Raw genomic sequence first — 24,895 nt, 5'->3', positions numbered from 1 at the left:
CCGGTCACGCGGCAGCGGCGCGGCTTACCATCCCGAAGAGATCGCGCGGATCGTCCGGGTCGGCGAGCATGTCGAGATCGACATAGAACCCGGTCCGCTTCATCTCGCCGTGGATATGACGCAGGGCGCTGAAATCCTCGGTCGCGAAACCCACGCTGTCGAAGAGGGTGATCTGACCGTCCGAGGTTCGACCGGGCACCTCGCCCGAGAACACGCGCCAGAGCTCGGTCACCGGATGATCGGGGGCGAGCTGCTGGATCTCGCCTTCGATCCGGGTCTGCGGCGGATATTCGACGAAGATCTCGGCCCGGTGCAGGATGTCGGGATGCAGCTCGGTCTTGCCGGGGCAGTCGCCGCCGATGGCATTCAGATGCACGCCCGCGCCGACCATGTTGTCGCTGAGGATCGTGGCCTGCTTCTTGTCGGCGGTGCAGGTCGTGATGATCTGCGCGCCGGTGATCGCCTCCTCGGCGGAGGTGCAGGGCACGACCCGAAGGCCCGTGCCCTGAAGGTTGCGCGTCGCCTTTTCGGTCGCGGCCGGGTCGATGTCCCAGAGCCGCACCTCCTCGATCCCGAGAACGTGGTGGAAGCCCAGCGCCTGGAACTCGCACTGCGCGCCGTTTCCGATCATGGCCATGACGCGCGCACCCTTCGGCGCGAGATGCCGCGCCGCGACGACCGACATCGCCGCCGTCCGGAGCGCGGTCAGAACCGTCATCTCCGACAGCATCACGGGGTAGCCGGTGTCGACGCGGGCCAGCACGCCGAAGGCCGTCACCGTCTGGAAGCCCCGCGCCATGTTGGCGGGATGGCCGTTGACGTATTTGAAGCCGTAATGCTCGCCGTCCGAGGTCGGCATCAGCTCGATCACGCCCTCTTCGGAATGGCTCGGCACGCGCGCGACCTTGTCGAAATCCTCCCATCGGACGAAGTCGGCCTCGATCCGGTCGGCGATGGCCGCGATGGTCTCGGCCACGCCCGCATCGTTGACGATCCGCATCATGTCATCGACCGACACGAAGGGCACCATGGCCAGTTTGGAGGGGCTGAGATCGGTCATGTGCGGCTCCGGGTCGGGCGGTCGAGGACGGATTTTCCGAAGAGCGACGAGACGAGGTCCACGAGCAGCGTCGCGGTCCGGCCCCGGTCGTCGAGGAAGGGGTTGAGTTCGGCGAGATCGAGCGAGGTCACGAGATCGGCGTCGTGCAGCATCTCCATCACCAGATGCGCCTCGCGGAAGGTGGCTCCGCCGGGGACCGTGGTGCCGACGGCGGGCGCGATGGAGGGCTCGAGGAAGTCGACGTCGAAGCTGACATGCAGGTCGCCGCCCGCGTCGCGCACCCGGTCGAGGAACGCGCCCAGCGGGGCCGCGATGCCCCGCTCGTCGATGGCGCGCATGTCGGTCACGTCGATGCCCGCATCGGCCAGCGCGGCCTTCTCGAACGGGTCGACCGAGCGCAAGCCGATCATGCAGATGTTCGCCGGATCGACCGTGGCGCGCGGGGCCGGGAAGTGCGGCGTGAAGTCGGCGCGCCCGGTGTAATAGGCGACCGGCGTGCCATGCAGGTTGCCGCTGTCGGTCGAGGTCAGGTCGTGGATGTCGCTATGGGCGTCGAGCCAGAGCACGAAAAGCGGACGCTCGGATCGCGCCGCCATCGCGGGCACCGTGCCCGCCGCCATCAGGTGATCGCCGCCCATGAAGATCGGGACCGTCCCGGCGGGCACGTCGACCGACTGCAGCGCCTCGACCCAACCGGCGCAGAGGTCGAGATCGTGGATCGCGGGATTGGGCGCGGGCGGGCGCGGCGTGGTCTCGGAGACGAGGTTGCCGCGATCGGTGACGTCGTGGCCCAGCTCGGCCAGCGCGCGCGCCAACCCGGCGGTCCGCAGCGCGTCCGGCCCCATGACGCAGCCGCGCCGGCCAGCCCCGGATTCGACGGGGGCCCCGATCAGGGTGATCTCTTTGGTCATGGACGCGTCTCCTGTCTGTCGGCGGAGCATGACCCGCTGGACGCCGCCGTTACAGCCGCCTAATTGACCGAAACGGGCGACGGATCGCCCGGATCGGTCAAGAGGACTGCGCAGGATGGACGATCTGGACCGGCGGCTGCTGGCCGCACTTGCCGCCGACGGGCGGGCCGCGATCTCGACGCTGGCAGGGCGGCTGGGCGTGACCCGCGCGACGGTCCGCGCCCGGATGGAGCGGCTGGCCGAAGCGGGCGAGATCCTCGGCTACCGTGCCGTTCTCAAGAGCGATCTGGCCGACCGGCCGGTGCGCGGCATCATCCTGATCGAGATCGAGGGGCGCGGTGCTGCGCGCATCGCCCGTGGCATCGCCGCCATGCCCGAGGTCGAGGCGGTGCACTCGACCCACGGACGCTGGGACCTGATTGCGGAACTTGGCGCCGACACGCTCGAGGCGCTCGACGTCACGCTGAACCGCATCCGGTTGATCGAGGGCGTCAGCCGGTCCGAAACCAACCTCTACCTCTCGACCCGCCGGAGTTGAGTACGTCTAGACCGTGGCCAGCAGCGCCTCACCACCGGACGTCTCGCAAACGCCGGGGCTTTCTTCGGCATGAAGCGTCTTGACCACGCCGTCCTCGACGATCATCGCGTAGCGCCGCGAGCGGCCGTGGAACCCCGCGGGCGGCGCGTCGAAGCCCATGCCGACCGCGCGCGTGAAGGCCCCGTCGGCATCGCCCAGCATGTGGATGCCGGCCTCCGTCGCACCGGTATCGGCGCCCCAGGCCTTCATGACGAACGGGTCGTTCACCGCGATGCAGATCACCTCGGACACGCCCTTGTCGGCGAACTGGTCCTTGGTGCGGATGAAGCTGGGGACATGGGCCGTCGTGCAGACGCCGGTATAGGCCCCCGGCAGCGCGAAGAGCGCCACGGTCTTGCCCGAGACGAGCGAGGTGAGCGACACCGCTTCGGGCCCGCTATCGCCCATGCGCAGAAGCTCGGCGTCGGGGAGGCGGTCGCCTTCTTGGATTGCCATCGGTGCGGTCCTCGCGTTTGAAACTCTGACCAAGGGCATATAGCCCTGCCGAAGCAACGCGGCCAGTGAGGGGCGTCATGGATCATATCGCCATCATCGGCGCCGGACAGGCGGGGGCCACCTGCGCCGAGACGCTGCGCAAGCGCGGCTACGGCGGGCGCATTACGCTCTGGGGTGACGAGCCCGAAATCCCCTATCAGCGGCCACCCCTGTCGAAGGGGTATCTCCTTGGCGACATTACGCGCGAGCGGCTCTACCTGCGACCCGCATCCTTCTGGTCCGAACAGGACGTCGAGCTTCGGACCGACACGCGCGTCACCGCCATAGACCCGGAGGCGCGGACGTTGACTCATGCGGGCGGCACCGAAGGGTGGGACGCGCTGGTCCTCGCCACCGGATCGCGCGCCAATGTCCTGCCGGACCGCTGCACCGGCGGTCTGCCCGGCACCCATGTCGTGCGCACGCTCGCCGATATCGACCGGCTCGCCCCCGAAATGATGGAGGGCCGCCGGATGCTGGTGGTCGGGGGCGGGTATATCGGCCTCGAGGCCGCGGCGGTGGCCCGAAAGATCGGGATGGAGGTCGTTCTTGTCGAACTCAATGTGCGACTGCTCAAGCGCGTGGCCTGCAAGCCGACGGCGGACTGGTTCCGCGCGCTCCACCGCGATCAGGGCGTGGATATCCGCGAGGGCGTCGGCCTCGATACGCTTCTGGGCGACGGGCGCATCACGGGGGCGCGGCTGACCGACGGTGCGGAGCTGTCGGTCGATGTGGTCATCGCCGGGATCGGCGCGCAGCCCGAGACATCGCTGGCCGAGGCGGCGGGATTGACGCTCGATAACGGGATCGCCGTGGACGATCGTGGGCGCACATCGGCCGCGGGCATCTGGGCCGTGGGCGACTGCTGCTCCTTTCCGTACCGGGGCGACCGGGTCCGGCTGGAATCCGTGCCACATGCCATCGACCAGGCCGAGGCCGTCGCGGGCAACCTCATGGGCGACGACGCGCCTTACGTGGCCAAGCCGTGGTTCTGGTCCGATCAGTACGATGTGAAGCTTCAGATCGCGGGGCTGAACGCGGGCTTCGACGATATCGTGGCGCGCGATGGCGAGGGCCGGTCGCACTGGTACTACGCCGGGGACACCCTGCTGGCCGTCGATGCGATGAATGCCCCCCGCGCCTACATGGTCGGCAAGCGCCTGATCGAAGCCGGACGCTCGCCCGACAAGGCGGCGGTGGCGGATGCCGGGGTCGCGATCAAGTCGCTGCTGTGAGGATCGTCGGCGGTCTTTGGCGGGGGCGCAGGCTGACCGCGATCGGAGCCGGCGATGCCGCCGCGCATCTGCGCCCCACGACCGACCGGGTGCGCGAGTCGATCTTCAACCTCCTGCTCAACTCGCATGGTCTGGACCTCGATGGCGCCCGCGTCCTCGATGTGTTCGCGGGCACCGGCGCGCTGGGGCTCGAGGCGCTGAGCCGGGGGGCCGCCCATGCGACATTCGTCGAAAGCGGCCGCACGGCGCTGGCGATCCTGCGCGAGAACGTGGCCCTGCTGGAGGCACCCGCGACGATCCTCGCGCAGGATGTCCGGCGCATCGGCGCGGGCACGCCGCACGACCTGATCCTGCTCGATCCGCCCTACGGCAAGGGAATGGGCGAGGCCGTGCTCGACGCGCTCCGGGCGGGCGGTTGGCTGGCACCCGGCGCGACCATCATGTGGGAGGACGGCGCGGCGCCACGCTTGCCGTCCTTCCTGTCGCTCGCCGATCAGCGGAGCTATGGCGGCACGGTCGTGACCCTCGCCACGGCCTGACACGTCTCCTAGCGTGCCCCGGCCTTCGCCATCGCGGCGTGCGCGTCCTCGACCAGCGTCGAGCCGTCGAAGCCCTTGCCGTCCATCTCCACGATCCACGCGTCGATCACGTCGGCGCCGAGCGCTTCGATCTCGGTCGTGACCTCGGGCGTCAACTCGGCGATCTGGTTGCCCGAGGCCTCGATCACCGCGCGTCCCTCGGCATCGCCGGTGTCATGCGCGCGGCCCGCCCAGGCCGAGGCCATCGCCCCGGAATTGGCATCGATCACCGCGCGCAGGTCCTCGGGCAGGCCCTCGTAGACGTCGCGGTTCATGGCCCAGAGGAAGTAGAGGTTGTAGAGCGACCGGTCGCCGGCCACGTCCGTATGGCTGTCGGTCAGCTCGTCGAGCTTTAGGGACGGCGCCTGTTCCCAGGTGATGACACCCCCGTCGAGCACCCCCTTAGACAGCGCCTCGGGAAAGGCGGGCACGGGCATCCCGATCGGGTTGGCGCCCATCGCGTCGAGGAGGAGCGTCGCCGGGCGCGACGGGCCGCGCAGGTTCAGCCCCGCGAAATCGGCGACCCTCTCGGGGGCGGCGCCTTTCTTGTGGACGAGGCCCGGGCCGTGCATGTGCGCCGCGATGACATGGATGTCCGCGAAATCGTCCATCAGGTGCGCCTGCGTGAACTCCCATGCGGCGACCGAGGCGGCCTCCGCGGATTTGGGCGTCATGAAGGGCAGCTCCAGCGCCTCGGCCTCGGGGAAGCGTCCGGCCTGGTAGCCGGGAATGACCCAGCCGCCGTCGACCGCGCCGTCGGCGATCAGGTCGTACATGTTGGGTGCCGCCCCGCCGAGTTGCATGAACGGGTAGAGTTGCACCTCGATGCGACCCTCGGACTGTTCCTCGATCGCGTCGGCCCAGGGCTGCATGAAATGCGTGGGGTTGGCCGAAGCCGGGTTCACGAAATGCTGGAATCGCAACGTCACCTCGGCGGCGGCAACGGGCAGAGCCGCGACCGAAAGAGCCGTGGACAGGGCGAAGAGACGAAGGCTGGTCATGGTTGCGACCCCCATATTTTGCGTCAGGGTCTCTTACCTATCTGAAAGAACGCCCGAGGGGAAGCGAAAACTTGCGAACGATTCTCAATCAGGAATCGAGCGCGCGGCCATATGCGATCACGTCCTGCTCGCGCTCGATCCTGTGCAGCCCGGCCCGCGCGAGTGTTTCCGTGATCGCATCGACCCCGGCCTCGCCATAGCCATAGACAGCCGGATGCACCTCGAGGACGACCGCGTCGCAGCGCCGGAGGGTCTCCACCTCGGCGGCGATCATCGCCGTCTCGGCGCCCTCGATGTCGGAGACCAGCGCGAACCGGCCCTGCAGGCGCGCCGCGAGGTCGGCCAGCGTCACAGCGGGCGCGTCGAACCCGTCCTCGTCGCCGCGCGCGACGTGGCCCACATGCTGATTGTGGCCGCGGGCGAAGCGCACATGGCTCGCACCTGAATAATCCACCGCCGCCTGCACCAGCTCGGTGCGGTCGGGCTGCGGTCCGGTCGCGTTGGCCAGCGCGAGGGGGGCGATGTCGGGATTGGCCTCGACGAGGATGTGCCGCGCGTCCGCGCCGATCCGGTCGCGGATCGTGGCCGAGACGATGCCGATGCAGCCGCCCAGCTCGATCACGTCGGTGCCGGGGGCGACATGCGCCCGGATGAGCCGGGCCTCCGGCGCCTCGTAGGGGCGGCCCCGTGCCAGGAGATAGCGCAGCGCGAGATCCGCGCGCTCATCCACCGTCACGTCGATCCCGTGGGGGCGAAAAACGCCGCCGTTCCCGGTCAGCCGGCCATGCGCCCACACATAACCTGCGCGCCGTGCGCGTACCTGCATCCGCTTCAATGTCGCGATCATCATCTGCCCTCTCGTCTCCGCCGTTCCCGCGGTTGGCCGCGATCCTACCGCGCAATATGGCGGAACTGTGGAACCCGCCCCTTGCCGCGCGAATCGTCATATGGGAGTCACGCTCCATGTCGTCCTCCCCCGCGCCCGCAGCCCTTCTGTCGACCGTCTTCGGCTTCGACGCCTTTCGCCCCGGACAGGCCGAGATCGTCGATGCGGTCGTCGCGGGCCGCGACGTGCTGGCGATCATGCCGACCGGCGGGGGCAAGTCGCTCTGCTTTCAATTGCCCGCGCTCTGCCGTGAGGGGCTGACGGTCGTGATTTCGCCCCTGATCGCGCTGATGCGCGACCAGGTGCGCGCGCTGACGGCCGCGGGCGTGAACGCGGGCGCATTGACGAGCGGGAACACCGAGGAGGAGACCGAGGCCGTCTGGGAGGCGATCGACGCGGGCGCGCTCAAGCTCCTCTACATCGCGCCCGAACGGCTGGCCTCGACGGCGACCGAGCGGATGCTCAAGCGCGCGAATACCACGCTGATCGCCGTCGACGAGGCCCATTGCGTCAGCCAGTGGGGCCACGATTTCCGGCCCGATTACCTCAAGATCGGGGCGTTGCGCCGGACGCTCGGCGTGCCACTCGCCGCCTTCACCGCCACCGCCGATGCCGAGACCCGCGCCGAGATCGTCGCCCGCCTGTTCGAAGGCGAACCCGAGACGTTCCTGCACGGGTTCGACCGCCCGAACCTCACGCTCGCCTTCAGCCCCAAGAACCAGCCGCGCCAGCAGATCCTGTCCTTCGCCGCCGCGCGCAAAGGGCAGTCGGGCATCGTCTATTGCGGCACCCGGGCCAAGACCGAGGGCCTCGCCAAGGCCCTGCGCGACGCGGGTCATTCCGCCTGCCACTACCACGCCGGGATGGAGGCCGACGATCGCCGCGAGGTCGAGATGCGCTTCGGGCGCGAGGACGGGCTGATCGTGGTGGCCACGGTCGCGTTCGGGATGGGCATCGACAAGCCGGATATCCGCTGGGTCGCCCATGCCGACCTGCCGAAATCGGTCGAGGGCTACTACCAGGAGATCGGGCGCGCGGGCCGCGACGGCGCGCCGGCCGACACGCTGACGCTGTTCGGGGCGGACGACATCCGCTTTCGCCGCCAGCAGATCGACGAAGGCCTCGCCCCGCCCGAGATGAAGCAGGCCGATCACGGGCGGCTCAACGCGCTGCTGGGTCTGGCCGAGGCGCAGGTCTGCCGTCGGGTGAACCTTTTGGCCTATTTCGGCGAGACGCCCGCGCCCTGCGGCAACTGCGATCTCTGCGCCGCGCCGCCGGAGTTGTTCGATGCCACCACCGAGGTGCGCAAGGCGCTGTCGGCGATGCTGCGGACCGAAGAGCGGTTCGGCATCGGCCACCTGATTGACGTGCTGACCGGCTCCGAGACCGAGAAGACGCGCCGCTTCTCCCACGACACGCTGCCCACATGGGGCGTCGGGCGCGACACGCCGAAGCCGCAATGGCAGGCGATCTTCCGGCAGATGATGGGGCTCGACCTCGTGCGGCCGGATGCCGAACGCCACGGCGCGCTCAGGATGACCGACGCCGCGCGCCCGATCCTGCGCGGCGACGCCTCGGTGACGCTGCGCCGCGACTCGATCGTGCGGGCCGAGCGTCGGCCGGCGGTGAAGCAACTGGTGAGCGAGGAGGACGCGCCGCTTCTATCGGCGCTCAAGGCCAAGCGGCGCGCCCTGGCCGAAGCGCAGGGCGTCCCGGCCTATGTCGTCTTCACCGACCGGACCCTGATCGAGATGGCCGAGACGCGGCCCGCCGATCTCGACGCGATGGCCCGCGTGTCGGGCGTGGGCGCCACGAAGCTGGAACGCTACGGCGCGGCCTTCCTGTCGGTCATCACCGGCGAGACGCCCGATGCGCCCCACCCCGCGCGTCGCAAACTGGCTGGCCGGGCCGAGGGGGCGATCTACGACCGCCTCCTTTCGGTACAGAACGACCTGGCGCGCGGACCGGGCGGGGTCGACAAGCCGATGACCTGCTCGTCGTCGCAACTGGCCAAGATCGCGCGCGCCCCCGCCGACCCGGAGGCGGTCGCCCGCATCCTCGGGGATCGCCATGCCGAGCGCTTCGGCGATGCCTTTCTCGAGATCCTGCGCGACGGCTGACGCAGCATCCGCCCCGACGTCCTGCAATCGGGACCTTGAGCCCGGAGCCCGAGCCGCTACCTTGCGTCCGGTCCGCTAGACAAGGTCGCCATGCTCACCGTCATTTCGCCTGCGAAAACATTGGATTTCGCCCCGACCGACCACGCCGCCACCGCGCCGCGATTCGCCGAGGACACGGCGAAGCTGCTCGTATCGGCGCGACGGCAGGGGATCGGCGATCTCGAACGGCTGATGTCGATCTCCAACAAGCTGGCCCGGCTGAACCGCGACCGGTTCCGCGACTGGGATAGCGCGCCCGAAAAACCGGCCATGCTCGCCTTCGCGGGCGACACCTATTCGGGGCTCGACGCGGCCACGCTCTCGGATGACGCGATCCGGCGGGCGCAGTCGCATCTGCGCATCCTTTCGGGGCTCTACGGGCTGCTCCGCCCGCTCGACGCGCTCAAGCCCTACCGGCTGGAGATGGGCGCGCGTCTGCCGACCCGGCGTGGGCGCGATCTGTATGCTTTCTGGGGGGACCGGATCGCGCTGGCGCTGAACGAGGACGCCGCGGAGACGGGGGCCGCGCATCTGCTGAATTGCGCCAGCCAGGAATATTTCGGCGCGGTGGACCGCAAGGCGCTCGACCTGCCGGTGGTCACACCGACCTTCCTCGAAGACCGGCCCAGCGGCGCGAAGGTCGTCAGCTTTTTCGCCAAGCAGGCCCGCGGCGCGATGGCGCGCTTTGTCGCCGAGCACCGGATCACCGATCCGGAAGATCTGCGCGCGTTCACCTCCGGCGGCTACGCGTGGCAGGAGAGCCCGCTCGACGCTCCGGTCTTCCTGCGCGCCGGCTGAGCGTCAGCGGGGCGCGCCCGTCCCGAAATAATCGCGCAGGATCCGGGCATAGATCGCCTTGAGCTGACCGATCTGCTCGACCCGCACACACTCGTCCACGGCGTGCATCCGGTGGCCGACAAGGCCGAACTCGACGACCGGGCAGTGATCCTTGACGAAGCGCGCATCCGACGTGCCGCCGGTGGTCGACATCTCGGGGGTTCGGTTCGTCTCGACCTGCACGGCGTTCGCCACGAGCGAGGAGAGGTCGCCCGGCGGCGTCACGAAGCTCTCGCCCGAGATCTTGACCCTCATCCCGATGGTCACCCCCGTTTCGGCCGCGATGCGATGCGCCTCGCCGCGCAGCCAATCGGTCAGGGACGCACCGGAATGGGCGTCGTTGAAGCGGATGTTGACGGTCGCGCGCCCCTCGGCGGGGATCACGTTCGTCGCGGGATTGCCGACATCCATCGTGACCACGGCAAGCGTGGAGGCATCGAAATGCTCGGTGCCTGCGTCCAGCTCATGCGCCGAAAGTTCGGCCATCAGCCGCGCCATCGCGGGCAGTGGGTTCAACGCACGGTCGGGATAGGCGGCGTGTCCCTGGGTGCCGGTGAACGTGAACCAGGCCGACATCGACCCTCGCCGTCCGATCTTCATCATCTGGCCCATGTGATCGGGCGAGGTGGGCTCGCCGACGAGGCAGACGTCCATCCGCTCGCCCTCGGCCTCCATCCATTCGAGCAGCGCGACGGTCCCGTCGGTCGCATCCCCCTCCTCGTCGCCGGTGATGGCGAGGATGACCGCACCGTCGGGGGGCGTGTCGGCCACGAAATCGACCGCGGCGGCGGCGAATGCTGCCACGCCCGACTTCATGTCCGTGGCACCCCGCCCGTAGAGCCAGCCTTCTTCGATCACCGCGCCGAAGGGGTCGTGGGTCCAAGCGGCGGCATCGCCCACGGGAACGACGTCGGTGTGGCCGTTGAACCCGAAGCTGTGCGCCGCGCCCTTTTCACCCCAGCGCGCGAAGAGGTTCGAGACGCCGCTGCGGTCGACGCGGGTGCAGGCGAACCCGGCCTCGGTCAGCAGATCCTCGAGCAGGACCAGCGCGCCGCCTTCCTCGGGGGTCACGCTGGGGCAGCGGACCAGCCGCGCGGTCAGGTCGACGGGATCGACGGCCATGTCAGTCCTCCAGGAAGACGGTGCTCTGGGCGACGACGACCGAGTTTTCGGCCAGCGCGCGGTCCATCAGGGCGCGTTCGTCATCCTCGATGTCGTGGCCGTCCTCCAGCCGCTCCTCAAGCGAGCCGTAGCCGGTCACCTCCAGCACGTTCATGTCGGCGGTCTTGAGGACGGCCACGGTCTCGCGGACAGCCTCGTCCTCGTCGACGCCGCTGGCGTAGCACATGAGCGCGGCACCCGACGCGCCATCGGGCAGGCCGTCGCCGGTCTTCCGCCCCACTTCGACCAGCAGGGTATAGACGTGATGCGGGCGCTTGGGCTTCTTCTCGGTCATCGCTCCGGGGTGCGGCGCGCGGCCCGCGGTGTCAACCGGCCCCGCAAACGCGAAACGCCGCCCCCGGTCGGGGACGGCGCTTCGGTCGTTCTGGTCGCGTCGCGTCAGCTACGGACGGCGCGCACCCCGAAGATCAGGATGCAGGCGCCGATGATGCCGACGATCAACTGCGGGATCCATGCGTCCGCGGCATAGATGCCGAAGAGCCCGAGGATCAGGTTGAGGACCACGGCGCCGACAATGCCGAGGATGATGTTCATCAGGAGACCGGTATCGGCCTTCATGATCATGCTCGCAATCCAGCCGGCAAGTCCGCCGACGATGATGGAGCCAAGTAGTCCGAGACCCATTCTGAGGTCCTCCGTTCAGGTTGTGCACTGGCGGGTCAACGCGGTTTCGCCGGGGATGTTCCGCCCCGACGCGGGATCTGGGCGTCTTTTTACATGCCCGATGCGCGACTCCGTGCCGGGCGGGTTCGAACCGGCAGCGACGAGGGTCGCGGGCCGTTCGGATCGCGTCGGTTCGCCTTGGTTTCTGCATCGGCGCTGCTGTTTTCGGGAGAGAGGCGCGGGCCTCGGGGCGACGGCCGCGTTTGACAGGGTTTTCCCGCGACCCCATCTCAGTCGTCGGGAGGTCGGGTATGGCGGACAATCAGCGCACGTCCCTCAAGCTGGCGCAGGCGCGGCGGCACAACATGGACGATTTCGACGCGCTGCCACCGGTGCTGCGCGGCTGGTTGGCGACGGCGCGACTGCCGTGGTCGCCCGCGTCCGCTCGCCGGGCCTGGCGCCGCGCGCTGGTCAAGAGCTTCTGGCGCACGGATGCCGCACTCGCACGGATGGATGCCCTGGAGGAGGACCGGCTGGCGCAGGACGCCTGGGCCCGCCGGATGGACGAGACGCCCTAGGGGCGACCACCGCCCGACGTTCTTCAGTCCCGCAGCAACTCGTTGATCGACGTCTTGGAGCGCGTCTGCGCGTCCACCCGCTTGACGATCACGGCGCAATAGAGGTTCACGCCGTTCTTCGACGGCAGCGACCCCGCGACAACGACCGATCCCGCCGGCACCTCGCCATAGCTGACATCGCCCGTCTCGCGGTCGACGATCTTGGTCGACTTTCCGATGAACACGCCCATGCCGAGAACCGAGCCTTCGCGCACGATGCAGCCCTCGACCACTTCGGAGCGCGCGCCGATGAAGCAATCATCCTCGATGATGGTCGGCCCGGCCTGCATCGGCTCCAGCACGCCGCCGATGCCGACCCCGCCCGAGAGATGCACGTTCTTGCCGATCTGCGCGCAGGAGCCGACGGTGGCCCAGGTGTCGACCATGGTGCCCGTGTCCACGTAGGCCCCGAGATTGACGAAGGACGGCATCAGGACGACGCCGGGCGCGATATAGGCCGAGCGGCGCACGATGCAGTTCGGCACCGCGCGAAAGCCCGCCTGCTCCCACCGGGCGGCATTCCAGCCGGCGAACTTCGAATCGACCTTGTCCCACCAGGTGCCGCCCTGCGGGCCGCCGTCCTGCGGGGACATGTCCTTGAGACGGAAGCCCAGCAGCACCGCCTTCTTGGCCCACTGGTTGACGTGCCAATCCGCGCCGCGCTTCTCGGCCACTCGAAGTTCGCCCGAGTCCAGCGCGTCCAGCGTGGTCTCGATGGCGTCCCGCGTCTCGCCCGTGGTCTGGGGCGTGATCTGGTCGCGGGCGTCCCATGCGGCTTCGATGGCGGCTTCGAGCTGTTCGTTCGACATGGGGCGCAGACCTTTCGTTGACTGCCAGCCTCCTATCCGCCACGCCGGTTTGGCACAACATCGGAGCCGCCCCCATGTCCCCCCAGGTCCTGCTGCCCGTCGCAATCGTGTTCATCGTGGGAATCGGCTTCGCGATTCAGGCCCCGCTGAACGCCTCGCTGGGCAAGGCGATCGGCAGCGGCGTGGGGGCGGCGGCGATCTCGTTCGGGGTCGGGTTCGTGGCGCTGACGGTCCTCACGCTGGCCTTCGGGCAAGGCCCCGCCTTCGCGCGTGCGCTGGCCGCGCCGCCGCTTCTCTGGATCGGCGGGCTTCTGGGGGCGGGCGTCGTCTGGGCAATGCTCTGGTCGGTGCCGGTGATCGGCATCCTCACGGCCTTTGCCGCACTCCTGCTGGGACAGCTCGGGGCGGCACTGGTGCTCGACGCGATGGGCGCGTTCGGCGCGCCGGTGACGCCGATCACGCTCAAGCGCGTCCTCGCCCTCGCAATGGTGGCGGGTGGCCTGATCCTGTCGCGGCTCTAGCCGATGGGATCGGGCGCGGGATTCGCACCGCAGACCAGCACGGCGACCCGCTCGCCCGCCTCCGGCACGTAGGCCCCCGAGGTCAGCGCGGCGAGGGCACATGCACCCGCCGGCTCGACCAGTTGCCGCGCCTCGCGCCAGAGCACCGCTTGCGCCTCAAGGATCGCATCGTCCGTGACCGTGACGCTCCGGCAGCCGCCCGCAGTCGCCAGATCGAAGCAGATCGAGCCGATCCGCTTGGCCCCGAGCGCGTTGGCCCCGACGCCCGACACGTCCACGTCGACCGGTTCGCCCGCCTCCAGTGCGGCGAAGAGGGCCCGCGACCGCTCCGGCTCGACCGCGACGACCGTCCGCCGACCGCCGAACCACGCCAGCGCCCCGGCGATCAGGCCGCCGCCACCGACCGCGATCAGCACCGTATCGGCATCGAGGCCCTGCGCCTCCCATTCGGCGAAGCACGTCCCCTGCCCCGCGACCGTCGGCACGGCGTCATAGGCATGGACCTGCATCGCGCCGGTGTCGGCCTCGTGCGTCCGTGCCCGCTCCAACGCATCGGCGTAGAGGCCGGGCACCACGTGGCAGGTCGCGCCCGACCGCTCGATCACCGCGATCTTGGCGGGGCCCGCCACCTCGGGCACGAAGATATGCGCCGGATGGCCCAGCGCCGCCGCCGCGAAGCCCACCGCCGCGCCGTGGTTCCCGCCCGAGGCCGCGACGACCCCGGCGGTCGGCACATCGGCCGAGAGCAGCGTGTTGAACGCCCCACGCGCCTTGAAGCTGCCGGTGTGCTGCATCTGCTCCAGCTTCGCCTGAACCGCGTGCCCGCCCAGCGCCAGGTCCATGACGGGCGTGACCCGCGCATGGCCCGCGATCCGCGCCCGCGCGCCTTCGATCTTGGTCGTCCAATCCATGTCGCGTCCCCCTTGCGGGCCTGTTACACCGCCCGGATGCCCGCGATGCAAGGAGCCTCCATGGACCACGACCGCCGCCACCCGATGCGCCATTCCCGCGAAGACCTGGAGACGGCCGAAGGCGTTCCCTCGACGCCGCAGACCGAGAACCCGGCCTATCGCCTGGCCTTCGCCGACGAGGACTTCCTCTGCCGCGAGGAGTTGCGGCCCGTCCGCCTGCAGCTGGAGCTTCTGAAGCCGACGCTTTTGATGGACGAAGCGGATGTGCGCTCGACGGTCGTGATGTTCGGCGGCGCCCGCGTGCCCCGGCCCGCCGATGCCGCCGATGCCCGCACCGAGACGCTGCGCGGTCTGGCCAGCCAGTACGAGGAGGCGCGCCGCTTCGCCCGGCTCGTGACGGAGCGCAGCCTCGCCGAAACCGGCGGGCGCGAGAACGTCGTGGTCACCGGCGGCGGGCCCGGCGTGATGGAGGCCGGCAATCGCGGCGCCAACGACGCGGGCGGGCGGTCGATCGGCCTCAACATCGTGCTGCCGCACGAGCAGGCGCCGAACGAATACGTGACCCCCGATCTCAGCTTCAACTTCCACTACTTCGCGGTGCGGAAGATGCACTTCCTCGTGCGCGCCGCCGCGGTCTGCGTGTTCCCCGGCGGGTTCGGCACGCTGGACGAGCTCTTCGAGACGCTGACGCTGATCCAGACCGGCCGGATGGAGCGGGTGCCGGTGCTCCTGTTCGGCGAGGCATTCTGGCGGTCGATCGTCGACTGGGAGGCGCTGCGCGACGCAGGGACCATCGGTCAGGACGACCTCGACCTGTTCCGCTTCGTGGAAACCGCCGAAGACGCGCTGGGACACATGCAGAACTGGCACCTGCCGCTGACGCGCCGCGACGTCATCCCGGGCCGCGACGGCTAGACCCGGCCCGACACCGCCGCCTCGGCGCAATCGGCAAGGCCCGCGAAGCCCACGACCCGGCCCGACAGGCCGGGTCCGTAATGGGCGTATTTGCCCGAATTGGTCAGCACCCGGCGCGCCGTCGGCGGAAAGACCGGTTCGGTGATCGAACACCAGCAGAGATCCGGCACGAGGGTCACGCCTGACGCGGTGAGGGCCTCGCGTGTCCCGTCGCCCGCGATCTCGGCCAGAACGGCGCGACCCAGCGTCAGGATCACCGCCGTGCCGACCCGCCGTCCGTCCAGACGCGCCGCAAAGGCCCGGCATTCCGCCGCCGAGGCATGGGGCGAGCCCAGCGCGACGAGGTCGACGGGGCCGGGCGGCAGCGCGAAGCGCGCGCGGGCGGCGGCCATCTCGGCGGCCCCGATCCGAACCATATCCGCCCCCTCGCGCGGCGGGCGGTCGGCTTCGGGCGTCACGCCCGCGATATGCAGCATCGGCGCGGCGGAGCTTGTCCCGAATGCCGCGCATAAGGCCTTGAGGTCGTCCGCATCCGGCTCCGCCGCCTCGAGCCCCGTCAGCAGCGGCACCCGGTCGGGCGCGGCCTGTCCCGCGAGCCAGCCGAGCATGGCCCAGTCGCCATCCTCCATCGGCAGGTCGACCTCGATCACCCGCGCGGGCCGTCGCGCTGCGTCGAGATAGACGCCGGTCTCGGGCGCGCGACCGGTGATCGCGATGCAGAGATCCATGAAATCGGCGTGCTTCACCGTGCGCGCGCCCAGCACCGAATTGGCGTAGATCACCGCGTTCGATTCCGCCCAGGCGATGACCTCGCCCGCGTTCGGCGGGTCGGCCAGAAGGTAGGGCGCGCAGGTGAAGCTCGCCTCGGCCCCCATCTCCACATAGGCGTCCGCCAGCCGCGCCGCCGGTTCGCCGAAAGTCTCGGCCACGCCCTGCGCGCGCCAGTTCGCGTGATCGACGGAGATGGCGTTGGTCGTCGTCGGAACCCGGACCCGCGCGCCGCGTGCCGCCATCGCCTCGGCGAAGGTCAGCATCGCGGGGGCGGCGTAGATGCAGCCGTCGATATGGACGCGGCTGACATCGATCAGGGCCTCGGCCCCCTGCGCTTCGGCCATGGCGACGACGACCTCCATCGCCATCCGCACCGCTTCGCCGCCCGCGCCGCCCAGCATCGCGCGGTCCACGCCCGAGAGCGAGACCGCGCCGCCGACCGGGCGAAGCGGGATCGAGATCGCGTCGGTTTCCAGCGCGTCCGGCGTGATCCGTGCGTGCGACGCCGCCGAGATCGCCGCGTGGTCCGAGGCCCCGAGCCGCAGCACCGGCACAACCCGCTCGAAGAGGCGCGCGGCGATTAGCGCGCCGAGGGTCAGCACCTCCTCGGTCTCGCGGAAGATCAGCGCGGCGGGCCCCCGGTCGTTGAGGATGAGGTCCAGCAGCACGCCGGACCCGGTACAAGATCCGCGGCTGGTCGGCATGACCACGATCCGGCCCGCCAGATCGGCCCCGACCTGCGGATGATGCGCGTCGATGATACGGCCCGTCGCCGGGTCGACGCCGCCCCAGACGCTCAGACCCTCGGTGCAGGCGACGATCTCGCCTTCTGCCGCACCTGGCAGGATCGCGCGCGCCTCCATGCCGTCAGTCCAGCACGTAGTCGACAAACTCCGTGCGCTGCACCGCGCGGAGGTTGTCGTCGGAGATGAGGGTCACGCGCAGGCGATCCGTCGCGTCGCGCCAAACCGAGATGCCTTCGAGGTTGTCATGCGCCGCGAGCCCGCTCTCGATCTCGGTGCGCGCGTCGCCGCCGTCGAGGTCGAAGCTGCGAACGCGGCTGCGGAACCCAATCAGCGCGAAATCCCGTTCGAGCACGTAAAGCCGCCCGTCCGGCCCGACATCCGCCCCGGCCACGAGGTAGCGGCCGTCGCGCGGCAAATCGAACGCAACCGCCCAGCCCGCCGCGTCGAAGCGCCAGACCGGGAAGGGCCGGTCCAGCGCGCCAGACCGCTCGGGAATGGCATAGAGACGGCCCTCGGCATCGGCGGCCAGCGCCTCAAGGCCGGAATTGTCCTGCAACCCCTCGAACGCGTCAGGCTGTTCGAAGCGTTCGGGCGCGCCCGCGATGTCGGAATGCCGCATCACGCGGTGCACGCCCTCGTAGCTGACGTAGAAGGCATCCCCGGCGCGCGCAATGCCCTCGGCGTCGCGCTCCAGACCGCGCAAATCGTCCCCCGTCGATCGCAGGAGCGGGCCGCGATCGTCGACAGCGACCCCGGCGACCGCCCCGGCGGCGTCTCGCGAGAGGCGTCCGCGCACCCAGGCGCCCCGGTCCGACAGCACGACGAACCCGGCGCCGTCAGCATCCAGCCACAGCGCAGAGAACCCGCCCGCCCCGTGCCATTCGGGGCGCCAGGTGTGGCTCCCGAGATAGTCGGCGGCGGAGGCGGGTCCAGCGATCAGCGCGAGGGCGCAGAGAGTACGGAGGCGCATTGCTGCGGCAGATCGGCGAGCCGAAGTTCGCGACGCGGGGTGGGTGCGGGGGCGTTCGGATCGGGCGGCGGCGGGTTCAGGATATTGGCCTGCCATTCCCGCGCCTCGGCGCAGCCATCGCCGCGGGGCGGCGGGTCCTGGTCGACGCAGCCGCGCGCGCCACGCGGACAGGCGATGCGGACATGCATGTGATAATGGTGCCCGTACCAGGGACGCACCTTGCGCAGCCAGTCGCGATTGCCGGTCTCGTCCTCGCACATCTGCACCTTGGCGCCGGGGAAGATGAAGATGCGCGCGGTGCGGCGATCCTGCGCGGCCTTCTTGACCAGCTCGTGCTGGCCGCGGGACCAGTTGGAATTGACGTAGGCCCCTTCGGCCCGACGCATCGACACGGCGCTGATATTCTCGCGCTGGCGGCGGCTGAGCGTCATGTCGGTCGCGGGATAGAGCCAGATGTCGGCGTCGAGCCCGATCTGGTGGCTGCGGTGCCCGGTCAGCATCGGGCCGCCGCGCGGCTGGCTCAGGTCGCCGACATAGATGCCACCCCAGCCGATGCGGTTCATGTGCCGCCCGACCTCCTGCACGAGGTCGATCAGTTCGGGATGGCCCCAGTTGCGGTTGCGGCTGAGGCGCATGGCCTGCCAGCTGTCGCCGGTTTCGGGCAGCTCGACGAGACCGGCGGCACATCCCCGCGCATAGCTGCCGAAGGGCTCGGGCGACTGCGCCGAGGGGCGCGACTGCGCGCCGAATTGCTCCTTGGCGAGCTGGGCTTGCGCCGGCAGCGCCAAAAGCAGCGATATCAGACAGATGAGGGTCGTGCGGACCATGCGGCTTCCCCTTCAGGTTTCACCCAGAGTAGCAGGATCAGCCCGCCGATGAACAGGCCCGCGATGGGCAGGATGCCGAGTTGCTGGCTGCCCGAGGCGAGCGTCACCCAGCCGATCAGGAACGGCGCGAGAAAGGCCGTCGCCTTGCCCGCGAGCGCATAGAGGCCGAAGCCTTCCGTGATGCGGTCGGGGTTGGCCTGCCGGACGAGCATCGTGCGGCTGGAGGCTTGGAGCGACCCGCCGGCCGCGCCGATCACGGCGCCGATGACGTAGAAGGCGATCGTCGGAAGGGACGAGCCTTCGGCGACCGGCAGACCCATCACGGAGGTGGGTGATACCGTGACAACCGCGACCGTCGCCACGAGCAGCGCCAGCACGCAGCCGGTGATCACCGGCTTCGGCCCGCGCGCCCGGTCCAGCCGCCCGCCGATCCATGCGAAGATCGCACCGGTCACGGCCGCGAGGATGCCGAAGACGCCGACATCGATCACCGACCAGCCGAGCACGCCGACCGCGTAGATCCCGCCGAAGGTGTAGAGCCCGTTGAGCGCGTCGCGGTAGAGCATCGACGCCCCGAGATAGGCGGTGAAGCCCGGCGTCTCGGGCAGGCGGCGGAGCGTGTCCCCCAGCGCCCGGAGCGCGCGACCCAGCGGGATGCCCTCCACCGCCGCGCGGCGCACCGGACGGACCCAGAGGAAGAACGGGATCATGAAGACGGCGTACCAGATCGCGGTGAACGGCCCGACGAAGCGGGTGCCCTCGCGCGTTTCGGGGTCCAGCCCGAACAGCGGCGGCTGGCCCAGCAGGGTCACGCCCGACGCATTCTCGGCAAACAGCAGCAGCATGATGACCAGCGCGATCACCCCGCCGACATAGCCCAGCGCCCAGCCGCTGCCGGAGATGCGGCCGATCTCGTCGCGCGGGCCCAGCGTGGGCAGCATCGCATTGGTGAAGATCGTCGCGAATTCCATGCCGATCAGTCCGAGGCAGAAGGCCACGAGGATCAGCGTCACGCCGTCCGCGTCGGGCACCGCCCACCAGAGCGCCGCCGCCCCGAGGATGTAGAGCCCCGAGAAGAACCAGATCCATCCCAGATGCCGCCCGGACGCATCGGCAAGTGCACCGAGCACCGGCGCCAGCAGCGCGATGGCCAAGCCCGCGAAGCCGATGGCGAAGCCCCACATCGACTGCGCAGCGACCGGGTCGCCGACGACGGTCGCGAAATAGGGTCCGAAGATGAAGGTCAGCAGAAGCGTGTTGTAAGGCTGCGACGCGAAGTCGAACATCATCCAGCCGCGCACCCGCTTGCGCAGGGCCCCGGCGTCCGTTTCGGTGGTCATGGCCGTCTCCCCGGTCGTCACGGCGACCTTGGTCGGGAAAGCACGCTCATGCAACGCTCGCGTGACGGCCCGTCAGGCGGCGGCGGGCCGTTCCGGGGGCCAGGGGCGCGTGGCCTCGGCCTCGATCCATGCCGCGACCCATTCGGGCAGCTCGGGCGGCGTCGCGTCCTCGCCCATCGCGGCCAGCACCTCGGACGTCGGCACGGCCCGGCCGCCTGCCACCACCGCCGTCCGCAGGAGCGCCTGGCTGCAGCAGGTGCCCGCGACCCACATGTCCTGCACGATATAGACGAAGCGCGCGTCCCAGCCGACGACACGGGTGCGCATCTCGATCCTCTGGAAGGCGGTGACGCGCTTGCGGTAGCGCACGCTCGTCCCCGCGACGGCGAGACCCCAGCGCTTTTCCCGAAGGACGCCCGAAAGGCCCATGCGGACCCCGGCCCCGAAGCGCCCCAGGTCGTAGAGCGTCAGGGTGCGCCCGTTGTTCATCTCCATGAACCCGTCGAGATCCCAGGGCCAGCAGCGATGTTGCGAAACATGCACGTCGCGAAGCCCGAGCGGGGGCAGACCCCGCGCGCGGACGAGTTGATGGGCGAGTCGCAGGAATGGATACATGGTGTCGTCCTCCGGCCGGGCGCGCGCGGCGTCAACCCGAACGCGGCGTCCGGTTGCTATGGCTCCTCGCCGCGCCTAGATCGGGGGCGCAACCACAGGAACCGCCCATGACCTCGCTCTTCCAGATCATCATGATGCTGCTCTCGGTGGCGCAGACGATCATCATCGTCCACATCATCATGTCCTGGCTGATCCAGTTCGGGGTGCTCAACCTCGGCCAGCCGATCGTCGCCCAGATCTGGGACGGGCTGAACCGCCTGCTCGAGCCGGTCTACGGCCCGATCCGGCGGGCACTGCCGCAGATGGGTGGGCTCGACCTCGCGCCGCTGATCGTCATCCTCGGGATCTTCGTGCTGCGCACCGTGCTCATCAACAACGCGCCGGCCTTCTACTGACGCCCGCCCCGTTCCGCGCCGGCACGGGGTTCGTCATGCGGACCCGGATGCCGGACCGCATGGACATGCATAACGCGCGTCGTATCCGACACATCGCTCCGTCAACCGTTCTCGCCACCCAAGATCGGCGAGAGCGTGCCGAATCCTCCGCGGCGGGATCATCCCGCCCGCGGCCGCGTCATCCCAGCATCGAGGTCTCGATCCGGGGTTCGGCCTCGGCCTTGCCGCTCCGGTCGTGATGCCCCTGGACCGCGACACCCGCGAGGATCGCGATCACCAGAAGGACCAGCCGCAGGTTCTGTGTCGTCTCGCGCGTCATGATCGCCCCTCCTGAACCGTTCGGTCTACCTTCACGCGGCGGGCGACGGCTTGCAAATCACGCCCGCGTGACGGCAGCCTCCCGCCTATGGACAAGATCAGCACACACGAGGCCGAGGAGGACGCGCGCAACGCCGATATCCTCATCTGGATCGACGGAACCCTGACGCCGCGGCCCGACGCGAAGGTCTCGGTCTATGACAGCGGCTTCATGCTGGGCGACGGCGTCTGGGAAGGGCTGCGCCTATACGATGGGCGCTGGACCTTTCCCGACGAGCATGTCGCCCGACTCTTCGAGGCCGCGAAGGCGATCGACCTCGATATCGGCCGCAGCCCGGACGAGGTGCTTGATGCCCTCGAGGAGACGCGTGCCGCCAATGGCATGACCTCCGACGCCCATGCCCGGCTGATGGTCACGCGCGGCGTGAAGCGCCTGCCGTTCCAGCACCCGCGCCTCTCGGTCTCGGGGCCGACCATGGTGATAATCATGGAGCATTCGCGCCCGAAGATCCCCCGCCCCGTGTCGCTCGCAACCGTGCCGCACCTGCGCGGATTGCCGATGACGCAGGATCCCAAGCTGAACTCGCATTCCAAGCTCAACTGCATTCTCGCCTGCATCGCTGCCGAGAAGGCCGGCGCCGACGAGGCGCTGATGCTGGACGTGCATGGCTTCGTGAACACGACCAATGCGTGCAACTTCTTCATCGTGCGGAATGGCGCGGTTTGGACCTCGACCGGCGATTACTGCATGAACGGGATCACGCGGCAGAAGGTGATCGACCTCTGCCGTGCGAACGACATCCCGGTCTTCGAGCGGAACTTCTCGCTGGTCGACACCTACGGCGCCGACGAGGCGTTCCTCACCGGCACCTTCGGCGCGCAGACGCCCGTGGGCATGATCGACGGCCGCGTGATCGGAACCGGAGAGCTCGGCCCCGTGACGCAGCGGCTCCGGGAGCTCTACAAGATATTGGTCAGCGTCTAGCCGCCCCACGCGCCGCGCGCGGGTGACCGTAATGCCCGGAGGCGGAGCCGGTCCATCCCGCCATGTGCAGGGCCGATCCGGGCGCCCGTCCGTGCCGACACAGCCCTTGACCCGGCCCGATCTCGCGCGGACGGTCGCGAAGACCGACATTCGCTCTCAACCGCTCGGACACCACATGCGTATCGTCACCTGGTCCGGTCCCCGGAACCTCTCCACCGCCATGATGTATGCCTTCGGGAACCGGCCCGATTTCACGGTCATGGACGAGCCGTTCTACGCCGCCTATCTCGCCGCGACCGGAAGCGATCATCCGATGCGCGACGCGATTCTCGACAGCCAGCCCATCGACCCCGCCGAGGTTGCGCGGGTCTGCGCGCGGGATGGCGACCCGCATGTCTACCAAAAGCACATGGCGCATCACATGGCCGCCGGGATGCCGCTCGACTGGGCCGAGGGCGCGGTCCATGTGCACCTGATCCGCCACCCGGCCCGCGTCATCGCGAGCTACGGCGAGAAGCGCGACGAGATAACCGAGGACGGCATCGCCTTCGCCGCGCAGGCGACGCTCTACGACCGGCTGGGCGGGATCGTCATCGACACGGCCGACCTGCGGGACGACCCGCAAGCGATGCTGCGGGCGCTCTGCGACGAGATCGGATTGCCCTGGACCGAAGCGATGCTGTCCTGGCCTGCCGGCGGGCATCGCGCGGACGGGGTCTGGGCACCCCATTGGTACGGCGCGGTCCATCGCTCCACCGGCTTCGCGGGACCCGAGGGGCCGCTGCCGGACGTAGATCGGGACGACCTCATGGCGGCGGCACTGCCGTTCTACGGCGCCTTGCGCGAACGGCGCTTGATCGCCGCGCGGTAGATCGGCCGCATGACCTCGCGGCGCATCTTGGCCCAGCCGGGCACCCGCGCCTGGATGACGCTGCCGCCCACGGCCTCGGATTGCTCGGTGGCGCCCGACGGCCAGAGGACCAGCGGAACGACCCCCGTGATCCAGTGCATCTGGAGCGTCGTGTCGATCGGACGGTCGAACCGCTCGGTCGCCTCCAGCAGCCGCATCGCTGCGTCCCGCGTAAAGAGGTTGAACGTGGTCCGCAGGGGCACGACTTCAGGCCGGATCAGGGCGATCTCGCCGTCGGAGGCGACCGTCTCCCCCGGCCCGGGCGGGCGCGTCTGAAACTGCACGAACCCTTCGCCGGGATGGGCCTCGGCCAGCGCGATGGCGCGGCGCAGCGTCTCCGCCTCGATCCCGGCATCGTCCTCGATCACCAGCGCCGCATCCCAACCGGCCTCGACGATCCGCGTCCATGCGGCCCGGTGGCTAAGGAAGCAGGCGATCTCGCCGGGATTGGCCTCGAAGGGATAGCGCGGGCGGTGCAGGCCCGCGACGTAGCGTGCGGCCAGCGCCTCGGGGGTCAGCGCGCGCCCGTCGACCGCGTCCAGGATCTCGGCCGGGACCGGGCAATCCTCGATCAGGCGGTCCACCTGTGACCGACGCTGAGTGGCGCGGGCCAGATGGACGATGAGTGCAGCCTCGACCTTCATCGCGTCCCCCCGTCCCAGAGCATATCATAAACGGCGCCGATCCCCGCCACCTCCCGGTCGATGCCGAATTCTGCGACGGCGCGGGCCCGCGCCGCGCGTCCAGCATCGGGATCGTCGAGAAGGTCGGGAAGGGCCTTCGCCGCCGCCTCTGGCACGTCGTCGCCGTCGGGCAGGATACGCCCCGCCTGCGCGCCCGCGAACCGCGCGAAATGACCGGTATCGGTGGCGACAAACGGCACGCCCGAGGCCATCGCCTCGAGCGGGGTCATCCCGTAGCCTTCATAGCGCGGCAGGGCGACCAGCGCCGACAATGCCCGCATCAGGCGGGGCAGATCGCCCGCCGCGACCTCGCCCGGAAAGAGGATGCGGTCGGCCAGTCCAGCCGCCGCGACCCGCGCGCGCAGATCCGCCTCGAACGCGGCATGTCCGCGTCCGGCCTGCCCGATCACCAGCGCGGTCAGTCCGGGGCGGGTCGGCAGCAGCCGCAGCATCGCCTCGACGAAGCGGTCGGTGCCCTTTTCCGGGCGGATGCGCCCGATCGCGGCCACGCCATGGGTGCCGCCATAGCCCGTCGCGGCCCACGCGGCGGCGCGGTCCTCGGTAGGCGCCCAGCGGTCGGTGTCCACCCCGTGGGGCACGACGGCACGCACATGCGGCACGTAGGTCGCGGCGGCCTCGGTCGTCGCGATGACCGCATCCATCCGCGAGATCAGCCAGCGGGGCCAGGCCGAATGGCGGCGCTGCGCGGCGGAGGTGAAGACGAGCCGGATCGGCAGGCGCAGCACGTCCCGCGCCCAGATCCCGGCCTGCATCTCGGGGTTGCGGCGCACGTGCCAGATCGCGAAGGGGCGGTCGCCGTGGTCGCGGCTCTGCGCGCGCGCCTCGGCCAGCGTGATCGGCGCCGGGCAATCCGGCAGCGCCCGTCCCGCCAGCGCCATGTCGTAGCGCGCGGCCTGATGGCGGACGACTCCGGCGGCCGTGGCCGAGACGCCGGTGAAGTTCGGATTGAAGTTCGTGACGATCAGCTCGGCCATTCCCACGCTATGGCCATCCCGTCCGCGCTTTGGCAAGAACCGC

Annotated in this window: 29 protein-coding genes; 11 read left to right on the top strand and 18 right to left on the bottom strand. The window is 69.8% G+C overall.

Going from position 1 to position 24,895, the window contains the following annotated elements; genetic code table 11:
* Positions 1–4: 4 nt before the first annotated feature.
* A complete protein-coding gene (locus Q0833_RS00385) occupies positions 5–1,060 on the bottom strand; it encodes an ornithine cyclodeaminase (RefSeq protein WP_298428960.1) in 1,056 nt (351 codons plus the stop codon).
* The gene (gene rocF / locus Q0833_RS00380) at positions 1,057–1,971 is read right to left on the bottom strand and encodes an arginase (protein ID WP_298428957.1); all 915 of its coding nucleotides are present in this window, start codon (positions 1,969–1,971) and stop codon (positions 1,057–1,059) included. The genes Q0833_RS00385 and rocF overlap by 4 nt, the downstream gene beginning before the upstream one ends.
* Before the next feature lie 115 nt (positions 1,972–2,086).
* Between rocF and Q0833_RS00375 the strand changes: the two genes are divergently transcribed.
* The gene (locus tag Q0833_RS00375) at positions 2,087–2,509 is read left to right on the top strand and encodes an Lrp/AsnC family transcriptional regulator (protein WP_298428954.1); all 423 of its coding nucleotides are present in this window, start codon (positions 2,087–2,089) and stop codon (positions 2,507–2,509) included.
* A gap of 6 nt (positions 2,510–2,515) precedes the next feature.
* On the opposite strand, the gene Q0833_RS00370 is transcribed toward Q0833_RS00375, so the two are convergent.
* On the bottom strand, positions 2,516–3,004 hold the full coding sequence (locus tag Q0833_RS00370; RefSeq protein ID WP_298428951.1) for a peroxiredoxin: 489 nt from the start codon (positions 3,002–3,004) through the stop codon (positions 2,516–2,518).
* 77 nt (positions 3,005–3,081) lie between these two features.
* Here Q0833_RS00370 and Q0833_RS00365 point away from each other — a divergent pair, with 77 nt between their 5' ends.
* Together Q0833_RS00365 and rsmD are read left to right on the top strand one after the other, a co-directional pair.
* The gene (locus tag Q0833_RS00365) at positions 3,082–4,278 is read left to right on the top strand and encodes an FAD-dependent oxidoreductase (RefSeq protein WP_298428948.1); all 1,197 of its coding nucleotides are present in this window, start codon (positions 3,082–3,084) and stop codon (positions 4,276–4,278) included.
* Positions 4,275–4,817: a 16S rRNA (guanine(966)-N(2))-methyltransferase RsmD gene (gene rsmD / locus Q0833_RS00360; protein ID WP_298428943.1), complete on the top strand. Its 543-nt coding sequence runs from the start codon at positions 4,275–4,277 to the stop codon at positions 4,815–4,817. The genes Q0833_RS00365 and rsmD overlap by 4 nt, the downstream gene beginning before the upstream one ends.
* 8 nt (positions 4,818–4,825) lie before the next feature.
* Here the strand turns inward: rsmD and Q0833_RS00355 are convergent, their stop codons facing one another.
* The gene (locus Q0833_RS00355; RefSeq protein ID WP_298428940.1) at positions 4,826–5,857 is read right to left on the bottom strand and encodes a TRAP transporter substrate-binding protein; all 1,032 of its coding nucleotides are present in this window, start codon (positions 5,855–5,857) and stop codon (positions 4,826–4,828) included.
* Positions 5,858–5,945: 88 nt separating this feature from the next.
* A complete protein-coding gene (locus Q0833_RS00350; protein ID WP_298428937.1) occupies positions 5,946–6,707 on the bottom strand; it encodes an FkbM family methyltransferase in 762 nt (253 codons plus the stop codon).
* Between the two features lie 113 nt (positions 6,708–6,820).
* Here Q0833_RS00350 and recQ point away from each other — a divergent pair, with 113 nt between their 5' ends.
* On the top strand, positions 6,821–8,863 hold the full coding sequence (recQ, locus tag Q0833_RS00345) for a DNA helicase RecQ (protein ID WP_298428934.1): 2,043 nt from the start codon (positions 6,821–6,823) through the stop codon (positions 8,861–8,863).
* A gap of 90 nt (positions 8,864–8,953) precedes the next feature.
* Complete coding sequence (gene yaaA, locus Q0833_RS00340; protein ID WP_298428931.1) at positions 8,954–9,700, top strand: peroxide stress protein YaaA; 747 nt, start codon at positions 8,954–8,956, stop codon at positions 9,698–9,700.
* A 3-nt stretch (positions 9,701–9,703) separates the two neighbouring features.
* On the opposite strand, the gene dapE is transcribed toward yaaA, so the two are convergent.
* The 3 genes from dapE to Q0833_RS00325 all read right to left on the bottom strand — a co-directional run bounded on the left by dapE (position 9,704) and on the right by Q0833_RS00325 (position 11,545).
* Entirely contained in the window at positions 9,704–10,861 is a 1,158-nt protein-coding gene (gene dapE / locus Q0833_RS00335; protein ID WP_298428928.1) for a succinyl-diaminopimelate desuccinylase, read from the bottom strand.
* A 1-nt stretch (position 10,862) separates the two neighbouring features.
* Positions 10,863–11,195 carry a hypothetical protein gene (locus Q0833_RS00330; RefSeq protein WP_298428925.1) on the bottom strand — a complete coding sequence of 111 codons (333 nt, stop codon included), beginning with the start codon at positions 11,193–11,195 and terminating at the stop codon, positions 10,863–10,865.
* Between the two features lie 104 nt (positions 11,196–11,299).
* The gene (locus tag Q0833_RS00325) at positions 11,300–11,545 is read right to left on the bottom strand and encodes a GlsB/YeaQ/YmgE family stress response membrane protein (protein WP_298428922.1); all 246 of its coding nucleotides are present in this window, start codon (positions 11,543–11,545) and stop codon (positions 11,300–11,302) included.
* A gap of 290 nt (positions 11,546–11,835) precedes the next feature.
* On the opposite strand from Q0833_RS00325, the gene Q0833_RS00320 reads away from it, so the two are divergent.
* Entirely contained in the window at positions 11,836–12,102 is a 267-nt protein-coding gene (locus Q0833_RS00320) for a DUF6525 family protein (RefSeq protein WP_298428919.1), read from the top strand.
* A 23-nt stretch (positions 12,103–12,125) separates the two neighbouring features.
* Here Q0833_RS00320 and dapD read toward each other — a convergent pair whose 3' ends face one another.
* Positions 12,126–12,950 carry a 2,3,4,5-tetrahydropyridine-2,6-dicarboxylate N-succinyltransferase gene (gene dapD, locus Q0833_RS00315; RefSeq protein ID WP_298428916.1) on the bottom strand — a complete coding sequence of 275 codons (825 nt, stop codon included), beginning with the start codon at positions 12,948–12,950 and terminating at the stop codon, positions 12,126–12,128.
* A 74-nt stretch (positions 12,951–13,024) separates the two neighbouring features.
* On the opposite strand from dapD, the gene Q0833_RS00310 reads away from it, so the two are divergent.
* Positions 13,025–13,471 carry a DMT family transporter gene (locus tag Q0833_RS00310; protein WP_298428913.1) on the top strand — a complete coding sequence of 149 codons (447 nt, stop codon included), beginning with the start codon at positions 13,025–13,027 and terminating at the stop codon, positions 13,469–13,471.
* Here the strand turns inward: Q0833_RS00310 and Q0833_RS00305 are convergent.
* Positions 13,468–14,382, bottom strand: a complete 915-nt coding sequence (locus Q0833_RS00305; RefSeq protein WP_298428911.1) for a threonine/serine dehydratase — start codon at positions 14,380–14,382, stop codon at positions 13,468–13,470. The two genes, Q0833_RS00310 and Q0833_RS00305, sit on opposite strands and share 4 nt — an antisense overlap.
* A gap of 60 nt (positions 14,383–14,442) precedes the next feature.
* Here Q0833_RS00305 and Q0833_RS00300 point away from each other — a divergent pair, with 60 nt between their 5' ends.
* A complete protein-coding gene (locus Q0833_RS00300; protein WP_298428909.1) occupies positions 14,443–15,297 on the top strand; it encodes a TIGR00730 family Rossman fold protein in 855 nt (284 codons plus the stop codon).
* Here the strand turns inward: Q0833_RS00300 and Q0833_RS00295 are convergent.
* From Q0833_RS00295 to Q0833_RS00275, 5 genes are all read right to left on the bottom strand, one after another.
* Positions 15,294–16,931 (bottom strand): aconitase X, encoded by a 1,638-nt coding sequence (locus tag Q0833_RS00295; RefSeq protein WP_298428906.1) that lies wholly within the window; start codon positions 16,929–16,931, stop codon positions 15,294–15,296. The two genes, Q0833_RS00300 and Q0833_RS00295, sit on opposite strands and share 4 nt — an antisense overlap.
* Positions 16,932–16,935: 4 nt before the next feature.
* Positions 16,936–17,784, bottom strand: a complete 849-nt coding sequence (locus Q0833_RS00290) for an esterase-like activity of phytase family protein (RefSeq protein WP_298428903.1) — start codon at positions 17,782–17,784, stop codon at positions 16,936–16,938.
* A complete protein-coding gene (gene mepA, locus Q0833_RS00285; protein ID WP_298428900.1) occupies positions 17,751–18,611 on the bottom strand; it encodes a penicillin-insensitive murein endopeptidase in 861 nt (286 codons plus the stop codon). Before mepA ends, Q0833_RS00290 begins: the two co-directional genes overlap by 34 nt.
* Entirely contained in the window at positions 18,584–19,951 is a 1,368-nt protein-coding gene (locus tag Q0833_RS00280) for an MFS transporter (RefSeq protein ID WP_298428897.1), read from the bottom strand. The genes mepA and Q0833_RS00280 overlap by 28 nt, the downstream gene beginning before the upstream one ends.
* A 72-nt stretch (positions 19,952–20,023) precedes the next feature.
* The gene (locus tag Q0833_RS00275) at positions 20,024–20,566 is read right to left on the bottom strand and encodes an acyl-CoA thioesterase (RefSeq protein WP_298428894.1); all 543 of its coding nucleotides are present in this window, start codon (positions 20,564–20,566) and stop codon (positions 20,024–20,026) included.
* Between the two features lie 107 nt (positions 20,567–20,673).
* On the opposite strand from Q0833_RS00275, the gene Q0833_RS00270 reads away from it, so the two are divergent.
* Positions 20,674–20,961 carry a YggT family protein gene (locus Q0833_RS00270; protein WP_298428891.1) on the top strand — a complete coding sequence of 96 codons (288 nt, stop codon included), beginning with the start codon at positions 20,674–20,676 and terminating at the stop codon, positions 20,959–20,961.
* A 178-nt stretch (positions 20,962–21,139) separates the two neighbouring features.
* On the opposite strand, the gene Q0833_RS00265 is transcribed toward Q0833_RS00270, so the two are convergent.
* Positions 21,140–21,280: a hypothetical protein gene (locus Q0833_RS00265; protein WP_298428888.1), complete on the bottom strand. Its 141-nt coding sequence runs from the start codon at positions 21,278–21,280 to the stop codon at positions 21,140–21,142.
* Positions 21,281–21,367: 87 nt separating this feature from the next.
* On the opposite strand from Q0833_RS00265, the gene Q0833_RS00260 reads away from it, so the two are divergent.
* Complete coding sequence (locus Q0833_RS00260; RefSeq protein WP_298428885.1) at positions 21,368–22,264, top strand: D-amino acid aminotransferase; 897 nt, start codon at positions 21,368–21,370, stop codon at positions 22,262–22,264.
* A gap of 175 nt (positions 22,265–22,439) precedes the next feature.
* Positions 22,440–23,135: an HAD family hydrolase gene (locus Q0833_RS00255; protein ID WP_298428881.1), complete on the top strand. Its 696-nt coding sequence runs from the start codon at positions 22,440–22,442 to the stop codon at positions 23,133–23,135.
* Here Q0833_RS00255 and Q0833_RS00250 read toward each other — a convergent pair.
* Together Q0833_RS00250 and Q0833_RS00245 are read right to left on the bottom strand one after the other, a co-directional pair.
* Positions 23,093–23,818: a glycosyltransferase family 25 protein gene (locus Q0833_RS00250; RefSeq protein ID WP_298428878.1), complete on the bottom strand. Its 726-nt coding sequence runs from the start codon at positions 23,816–23,818 to the stop codon at positions 23,093–23,095. The genes Q0833_RS00255 and Q0833_RS00250 overlap by 43 nt on opposite strands.
* The gene (locus Q0833_RS00245; RefSeq protein ID WP_298428875.1) at positions 23,815–24,852 is read right to left on the bottom strand and encodes a glycosyltransferase family 4 protein; all 1,038 of its coding nucleotides are present in this window, start codon (positions 24,850–24,852) and stop codon (positions 23,815–23,817) included. The genes Q0833_RS00250 and Q0833_RS00245 overlap by 4 nt, the downstream gene beginning before the upstream one ends.
* Positions 24,853–24,895 lie beyond the last annotated feature (43 nt).

The sequence above is a fragment of the uncultured Jannaschia sp. genome (genome assembly GCF_947503795.1).
GTDB lineage: Bacteria > Pseudomonadota > Alphaproteobacteria > Rhodobacterales > Rhodobacteraceae > Jannaschia.
Note: the sequence above shows the minus strand (reverse complement) of the source record. Positions and strands in the feature narration are given on the sequence as shown.